Annotated in this window: 7 protein-coding genes; 5 read left to right on the top strand and 2 right to left on the bottom strand. The window is 64.3% G+C overall.

Annotated features, from left to right (window positions below; genetic code table 11):
• Positions 1–183: 183 nt before the first annotated feature.
• Together IEW22_RS19375 and IEW22_RS19370 are read left to right on the top strand one after the other, a co-directional pair.
• Positions 184–834 (top strand): AfsA-related hotdog domain-containing protein, encoded by a 651-nt coding sequence (locus tag IEW22_RS19375; protein WP_229742923.1) that lies wholly within the window; start codon positions 184–186, stop codon positions 832–834.
• A complete protein-coding gene (locus IEW22_RS19370) occupies positions 831–1487 on the top strand; it encodes an HAD-IA family hydrolase (protein WP_229742922.1) in 657 nt (218 codons plus the stop codon). The genes IEW22_RS19375 and IEW22_RS19370 overlap by 4 nt, the downstream gene beginning before the upstream one ends.
• Here IEW22_RS19370 and IEW22_RS19365 read toward each other — a convergent pair.
• Positions 1464–2897, bottom strand: a complete 1434-nt coding sequence (locus tag IEW22_RS19365) for an FAD-dependent monooxygenase (protein WP_188588948.1) — start codon at positions 2895–2897, stop codon at positions 1464–1466. The genes IEW22_RS19370 and IEW22_RS19365 overlap by 24 nt on opposite strands.
• Before the next feature lie 39 nt (positions 2898–2936).
• On the opposite strand from IEW22_RS19365, the gene IEW22_RS19360 reads away from it, so the two are divergent.
• The 3 genes from IEW22_RS19360 (at position 2937) to IEW22_RS19350 (ending at position 5940) form a co-directional block, all read left to right on the top strand.
• The gene (locus tag IEW22_RS19360) at positions 2937–4271 is read left to right on the top strand and encodes an MFS transporter (protein ID WP_188588946.1); all 1335 of its coding nucleotides are present in this window, start codon (positions 2937–2939) and stop codon (positions 4269–4271) included.
• Positions 4271–5497: a cytochrome P450 gene (locus IEW22_RS19355; protein WP_229742921.1), complete on the top strand. Its 1227-nt coding sequence runs from the start codon at positions 4271–4273 to the stop codon at positions 5495–5497. The genes IEW22_RS19360 and IEW22_RS19355 overlap by 1 nt, the downstream gene beginning before the upstream one ends.
• 92 nt (positions 5498–5589) lie before the next feature.
• Complete coding sequence (locus IEW22_RS19350) at positions 5590–5940, top strand: ArsR/SmtB family transcription factor (protein WP_188588944.1); 351 nt, start codon at positions 5590–5592, stop codon at positions 5938–5940.
• A 91-nt stretch (positions 5941–6031) separates the two neighbouring features.
• On the opposite strand, the gene IEW22_RS19345 is transcribed toward IEW22_RS19350, so the two are convergent.
• Positions 6032–6184, bottom strand: coding sequence for a hypothetical protein (locus IEW22_RS19345; protein WP_188588942.1), 153 nt, complete (start codon positions 6182–6184; stop codon positions 6032–6034).
• Between the last annotated feature and the right edge of the window lie 1543 nt (positions 6185–7727).

The raw sequence follows: 7727 nt of genomic DNA, 5'->3' as shown, positions 1-7727 counted from the left end.
GGATGCACCCACCAACATCACCCCGTGGGCTGCGAGATCGACTGATCGACTGCAAGTAGGAACTGGCTCTAGAACTGCCTGGACCGGTTATCGGGGACCTGCCAGTTCGTCTTCGGGTCTGCGGAGTTCGAAATCCTCGAGCAGGACACTCTGCGGATCGGCTCGTGCCCCGGCCACTGCACCGTGAGTGCGGAGGTGGTCGCCGAGAAGATGCGTGGCGAGGCGGTCGTCGGACTCACGTTGGAGATGACGGCCTACATCGAGGGCCGCGCCGCCGCACGTGAGACGATGGCCTACCAGTGGATGCCCGCCGAGGTGTGGGCTCGCATCCGGCACCGCGGCCGCAACAGTCTCGGATTGCCCGACGCTCACGGCATTCCCGATCTGGTGCCGGTGGCAAGGATGCGTCCGGGGGCTGTGGGACGACACAACCCGCGCAACGCGATCCTGGCGAATCCGGTACACGATGCGCACGGCGAGATCAGCGCGCTCACAGTCATCGACACCAACCATCCGTCGCTGTTCGACCACGCTCTCGACCATGTGCCCGGCATGCTGCAGTTCGAGGCCGCGCGCCAGATCGCGATGGCGGCAGCGAACGCTTCGCTGGGCCTCGATACCAACAGGATGGTTATGCATCAGTTGGAGATCGCATTTGAGGATTTCGGCGAGTTCGAGCTGGAGACGATCGCGCGGGCAGTTGCCGAGCCGGATCCCAAGGAGGACGGCGCGGTCATCGCCGTCATCCGGATCACACAAGGCGACAAAGCTATCGCGTCCGGTCGAGTCCATCTTCGTGTGATGCCGGTCGACATCTGGACGATGGTCCAGTGAGTCGGGAAAGGCCGTTCGTCTGGTTCGACTTCGGGGGCGTGTTGTCACCGCCGCTTCAGGTCCTATTCGAGGCCTACGCAGAGCGCACCGGAATCCCTGCGAACGTCCTCAAGCAGGCGATGGACGTCGTGGGAGAGGAGTACGCGATGCCGCCCCTGGCGCCCATCGAACTCGCTGTGGTCGACGAGCGGACGTGGGTGAGCAAGCTGCATGCGGTGATCGCTCGAGAGCATCCGGGCATCGACTTGACCCGGAGCGTCCTGGATTTCGGGCGACAATGGTTCGACGGACACAAGGTCAACAAGCAGGTCAAAGACTTCGCGCTCGAACTCGCTGGCGCAGGGTTCGATGTCGGGGTGCTCAGCAACAACGTCGTCGAGTGGGAGCCGTACTGGCGCGAGATGATCGGAATGGACGACGTCGTCACCGACCTGGTCGACTCCTGCCGGGTCGGGATCCGAAAGCCCGACCCTGAGCTGTTCGCCCTCGCCGCGAACCGCAACCAGGTCCGGGCGTCCGATTGCATCCTGGTCGACGACCTGGCCGAGAACTGCGACGCGGCGCGAAGCTGTGGCTGGGAGGCTGTCCAGTACCTCAGTGCCGATCAGGCGATCGCCGACGTTCGAGCGCTACTGGAGACTGCTTGCGCGTAGGTAGCCGTCGGGGCCGATGAGCGCTGAGCGCCACGGCGGGGTCGGGACGATCTGACCGGTCATCGAGATCCGGTCACCGTCGTCGAGACCCAGCCGTGGCGCTGTCTCGTCGGTGCGCAGTTCGACGCTTCGGCCCGAATGCAACAGTCGCGCCAGCGTCGTTGTCGTCGCAGTGTGATGGTCGGTGATCGCCACGTCTTCGACGAAGCCCGGCTGGAACTGTCCAGAGATCATTTCCGCGAAACCGTCGTGGATGGACGGGACGGTCAGCATCGCCTGGACCGCGTCACGCAGATCGGTCATTTCGGGGTTCATCATTCGTGATTGGAGCACGGTGTTGCCCACGACCACGGCCGCAACGGCCACCCGATCACGCGACCAGCGGTCGAGTGTGCTGGTCGTCGCCTTGCCCTGCACGACCTCGGCCAGTCGCCAGCCGAGCGTGAACGCGTCCTGCATGCCGGTATTGAGACCCTGGCCGCCGAGCGGGTAGTGGATGTGCGCAGCGTCGCCGATCACCATCAGGCGCCCGTTCCTCATCGTCGACCGGTAGCGGCCGTAGTCGCTGAATCTGGTCAGATGGGAGATCGACGAAAGGTCGGGCTCCTTGCCCAGGACCGCCGTCATGGTGGCGAGGTATTCCGTCGTCGACGGGGTCGACCGCTGCGTCGAAGGGCCGCGGAAGTCCATGCCGATCACCCGGCCCCTTCCCGTCGGATTCGGATTGTGCATCGTCCAGCCCAGCGTCGTGGGATTCCACCCGGGGGGTGGACCGTCGGTTCCCGAGCGGGCAAGACCGGAGATCGCGCTCATCGTCGCGGCGACTTCGACTGCCGGGAAGTCTCCGGAGGAGGCCACGAGACTGCGTCCGCCGTCCGCGCCGACACAGAAGCGCGCCTCCACGCTTGCTTCGCACCCGCTGCCGGCGGTCGGCGACAGGTCGACGCGGACCCCGGCGGCACAGGTCGAGATCATCCGGGCGCTGGCACCGCGCCGGATGTCGGCGCCGAGGTCACGCGCTCGTTGTTCGAAAGCGGCCTCGAGGGTCGCCTGGCCGATGCCCGCCAGCGGACCCGGCTCGACGGCAGGTGCGGTGAGCGTCAGACCGGACACGCCCGCGAACTGAAACGCAGCCCTGCGCACCTGACCCGCCACCCGCTCGATCTCAGCCGGTTCGAGCGACGGAATGTAGTCCCGGCGAGCCAACTGTGAAAGCGATCGGGCGTGAACGGTGCCCGCCCGCGGACGTTCATCGACCTCCGTGCGGGGCTCGAGGAGTAGTACCTCCACGTCACGTTGGGCGAGCTCGGCGGCCAACAGCATCCCGACTGGACCGCCACCGACGATCACGACGTCGACGTTCGACGTAGCGGATCGCATGCCGGATTGTTGCGCAGTATCTACAACCATGATAGCTACTATATACATCGAACCTACGGAGAAAGTGAGATGCATGTGACTGCTACCGAGAACGCACCCGCAGGGCTGAAAACGCCCGAACCGAGCCGGTTGACGTTGCCGATCATCCTCATCGCCCAGTTCGTCACACCGATGGCGATCGCCGGCACCGCGATCGCACTGCCGAAGATCTCCGGTGACCTCGGAGCCCAGCCCACCGCCTTGCAGTGGGTCGTGAACGGCTTCAACGTGGCTTTCGCCGTCGGCGTGCTCGCCTGGGGCACACTCAGCGACCGGATCGGATATCGCCGCGCATTCACTCTGGGGGCGGCCCTATTCTCAGTCGGCAGCATCCTCAGTGCCGTCGCGCCCTCGCTCGCAGTTCTCGACGCCGCGCGGATCCTGGCAGGGATCGGCGCAGCCGCAATTCTCACCGGCGCGAGTTCCATGCTCTCCAACGTGTTCGAAGGGGCCGCCAGAACGCAGGCGTTCGCACTCTTCGGCACCATCAACGGCCTCGGCCTGGCGCTCGGGCCCACGATCTCAGGGATCCTTGTCGCCGGCGTCGGATGGCGTGGCGTATTCCTCGTGCAGGCCGCCGTCCTAGCCCTGGCCGCCGCCGGCTCCCGGGTACTGCCCGACTCGGCGCTGGCCGCCGAAACGACCAAACAGACCGACCGAAGTGCTCAACGCACCCCGATCCTGGACCTGTCGTTGCTGCGCAACCGCGAGTTCCTCGCCATGTGCCTGGTCCCCGTCGCCGGCTCCATCGGCTTCGTCACACTCTTGACCTACCTGCCCTCAGCCCTGAGCGGGATCAAGTCCATGAGCCCGGGAACCGCCGGCCTTACCATGCTCGCGATGACCATTCCGGTGCTCATCGCCCCGACCGCAGTCGCCAAACTCGTCAACTCCTCACGATCGGTCAACGTGGGAACCGTCGTCTACGCCAGTCTCGCGGCACTCATCCTAGGCAACATCGGCGTCCTTCTGCTGTCCGAGACCCGCTCAGTCGGCTGGGTGCTCGTCCCGATGGTCCTGCTCGGCCTCGGCTTCGGCCTGCCCATCGGACTCATCGACGGCCACGCCCTGGCCGTCGTCCCAGCCGAACGCACCGGCACCGCCGCCGGCCTGCTCAACTTCTTCCGCATCGGCAGCGAAGCAGTCTTCGTCGCCGGCTACGCCTTCGCCCTGTCCACCTTCGTAGGCCGCCAGCTCAGCGGTACGGCCGCCGAAGACACCGCCGCCGGGCAGCCCGGCCATCCCGAGGTCTACCGCAGCGCCTTCGAGACCACCGTCTACGCCCTGATCGGCCTGATCGTCGCCCTGACCATCGCGATCCTGCTCGTCCGAGGCAAGAACGCTAGAACCACACAGGAGTCATGATGTCCGCGCCCACCAGCCCCAGCCAGATTCGATTCGACATTCGAAACATCGCCAACATCGCACCACCGGCCATGATCACCGCCCAACCGACTCGATCGTCTGGAGGGCTGCCGCAGATCACACTCCCGACCGGACACACCGCGGTACACCTGACCAGGTACGGCGACGTTCACCGAGTACTGACCGACACCTCGTTCATACGCAGTGCGACCAACGTCGACGACGGACCGAGCTTCCTGCCGACGATCATGCCCGAGGACATGCTCCTCAACCTCGACCATCCCGACCACGGCAGGCTCAAACGGTTCGTCGCCGCGGCATACAGCGCCAACGCCATGACCGCTCTGGCGCCCGCAGTCCGCCGCCACACCCTGTCACTCGTCGACGATCTCGTCCGCGCACTCGACCAACGCGCCGACGCAGACCTCGTGACCGCAGTGCTCGACCCGCTCACAATCACAGTCAACGCCGACTACCTCGGCATACCCCGCGCCGACATCCCGGCCTTCCGGCACCTGTCCCGACAGATGCAACTCGCCCACGACACCGACGTGCCCCAACTGCTCGAAGACTTCTGGGAGCTCTACCACTACATCGAAGACCTCGTCGCCGGCCGACGCCACCTGGAAGGCGGCCTCATCAAGGACCTCCTCACAGCCCGCGACACCGTCACCCCGCCAGTCACAGACGCCGAATACGCAGCGACACTGCTGGGCTCCCTCGTCGGAGGCGACCAGAACGTACTGTCGGTTCTGTCCAAAATCGCCTACACCTCACTTTCCGAACACCGGCTCTGGGACCTCATGGCCCAGCAGCCTGCTGCCATCCCCGATGTCGTCGAAGAACTTCTTCGACTGCTGCCCCTCGGCCGGATCTCCACCTTCCCCCGAATCGCATCCAGAGACCTCACCGTGTCCGGTGGAACTCTCCGCCAGGGCGAAGTCGTTTACGCCGACGCCCACGAAGCCAACCGCGACCCCGACGTCTTCCCAGATCCATGGATCATCGACACGGCCCGATCAGGCAAGAGGCACCTTCAGTTCGGCTACGGCATGCACCACTGCATGGGATCGGCCCTGGCGCGTATGGAGATCATCGAAGCAATGACCGTATTAACCTCCCGCCTGCCACACCTGCGCCTCACCGCAGCGCCCGAGACCATCGAGTGGGACACGGGCGTTCTCGTCCACCGGCCGCTGCATCTGCCCGTGGCGACCACCGGATAGGTCGCCAAGGATGCAACCAACCGTGGTTCTCGTAGGTAACATCAGAGACGGAGCTTGTTGACCGCACCCGCCGCGAAAGGAACGCAACCGCCATGGCCGATCAAGACGGACACCCGGACCTCGAAGAGTTCGACCTGTCGAAGATCCTGCACGCGCTGGCCGACGAGAATCGCCGCAGTGTCATCGTCCAGCTCGCAGAACAGCCAGAGGACACTGAGCAATTCTGCAGCGTCTTCGGGATGCCATGGGCGCAGTCGACCCGCACGCATCACTTCAAGGTCCTGCGGACCGCCGGTCTGGTCTGGCAGCGTGACGTGGGAAACGGTCGCATGACCCGACTCAGACGCGAGGATCTCGAGAAGGCCTTTCCCGGGCTGCTCGACCAGATCGTCGCATCTGACCGCAAGAGGAGCGCATTCCGACGCACGTCGTCGACCGGCTGACAGTTGATCCGGTTCCGCGAGCAGAGCGCCCGTTCGTTGGGCCCCGGAGGGCGGAGCGCCGACTTCGTCCCTGGCACGCGCCCTCCGTGGTTCAGAGTGTCGACCCTGCGGGCTGTTGTGGCGGGTCGTCCCCGCGGATCTGACGCCAGAACGCTCGTTGCGTGTCCAGCCACGCCTCGACTGCTCGCGGGTAAAGGTCGAGTCCCGGGATGTCCTCGGCGTACTCGCGATGTGGGTCGGTCATCGTGGCAATACCTCGATGCACGTGCCTACTCGGTATCTACCTACCTGGTGTGGGCGTCATGATGTTTAGACGCAGCGCATCACGGTCCGGTTCCACGACGCACCGAGCGCCGCTCGGCGGCCGTGCGAGACAGCGCGCGCAACGGGCGCGGTTGCGTCCGTCTGTGACCCGGTGGTTCCGTTAGTGCACGCGTGACCTTCTCGCAGGTGTAAGGCCATTGTTGAGCGCGGTGGAGGTTCGTGTGTCGAGCCCGCGGATGGGTTGCTTCACCGTCGACGCACGGGGCTGAATCCAGCAACAAGGCTTGCGGTCGGAATCGAAATCAAGTCTCGTTTGCGCCGTTGCGCCGGAAAAGGGCAGACGGTCGAGGTCATGCGCGACCGTTAGTGACCAGGCTCGACTATGCGATCACAGTCCTGCTGGCTCTGGCGGTTCTTGTGTCGGCGCCCCTGTGGGGCCCCGACCGCCGAACTCTGGCATCCTCTCGCGGGCATCCTGCAGCAACAACACCGGGATCTGCCCCAGCGCCGTGCCCGCCCGGGCATCTCGGTGATCGTCCCAGCAGCCACCACGAGCACCGCGGTCCGTCAGAGACTTCCAAAGAACCAGTTCCGCGGTCGCCCTCGCGAGATCCTTCAGACTCTCCGCAAAGGTCGGTCACCAACTAGGCCTCCGACACATTGTCGACCTGCATCTGCCGATCCTCAGATTTGGCGATATATTCCGTGACCGGCGTGATCAACCGAACCTCCCACTGAGCCTCTCAGCCACCCCCGATTTCTGCTATGGCCAGCTACTGGCTTACGTGTTGTCTCTGTGCCACCGGCGCCAAATATGGCCAAGATCCACGAGATCTTTCGCGTACTGTGTCTCAGCCGCATGTTGGGGGCTCGCAGCATAATCCTGCGCGACGCGGTAGAGACCGTCTAACAAACCTAGTGTCCCAGCACTCTTGGAGAGGCCTTTATACATCTCCGCTTCGTCGATACTTTTGCGGGCCGACGCAGGTAGATAGCCTTTGGCCACACCCTCACGAACCGCCCTATCGAACGTTTCTTTCGATACCCACCAGAGGTACTTACCTCTCGGTGCATCGTGTCTGTCGCCGAAATTGATCGCGTGCACCTTAAAACCAACTCTCACGATTCGATCTTGGTCCGCCTTCGGAAAAGAGTCGACGTACAGAAGATGGTCACCCCAGATAAGAGGATGTCGGTGAGGTGGGTGTCGGTGGCGTGTGTCCAGTCCGGCAGACCTAATGACGTCAACGTGGTGAGGCGACGGGCGCGACCGACCAGTTCCTCCCCACTGCGGTCGACGAACTCGCGATTACTGGGATTGATGCCGACGGTGGCGATGCGTGCCGTTTTCAGGTCCCCGAATACAGGTACTGGGCTGGCCCACTCGAGGACGCGATCACTGTCGGGGGCATCGACGATTTAGCCTCGATCCACCGATTTGTACCTGTCCGGGGGATGAGGGATAGACGAAATGCCCTGTCTGAGTGACAGAATGGGACTTGCTCAGGGTTCCATCGGTACAC

The sequence above is a fragment of the Gordonia jinhuaensis genome (assembly GCF_014639795.1).
Classification (GTDB): Bacteria; Actinomycetota; Actinomycetes; order Mycobacteriales; family Mycobacteriaceae; genus Gordonia_B; species Gordonia_B jinhuaensis.
Note: the sequence above shows the minus strand (reverse complement) of the source record. Positions and strands in the feature narration are given on the sequence as shown.

Coding starts and splice junctions, on each gene's coding strand:
- IEW22_RS19365 (WP_188588948.1), bottom strand. CDS start 2,897: ATGGTTGTAGATACTGCGCAACAATCCGGCATGCGATCCGCTACGTCG.
- IEW22_RS19360 (WP_188588946.1), top strand. CDS start 2,937: ATGCATGTGACTGCTACCGAGAACGCACCCGCAGGGCTGAAAACGCCC.
- IEW22_RS19355 (WP_229742921.1), top strand. CDS start 4,271: ATGTCCGCGCCCACCAGCCCCAGCCAGATTCGATTCGACATTCGAAAC.
- IEW22_RS19350 (WP_188588944.1), top strand. CDS start 5,590: ATGGCCGATCAAGACGGACACCCGGACCTCGAAGAGTTCGACCTGTCG.
- IEW22_RS19345 (WP_188588942.1), bottom strand. CDS start 6,184: ATGACCGACCCACATCGCGAGTACGCCGAGGACATCCCGGGACTCGAC.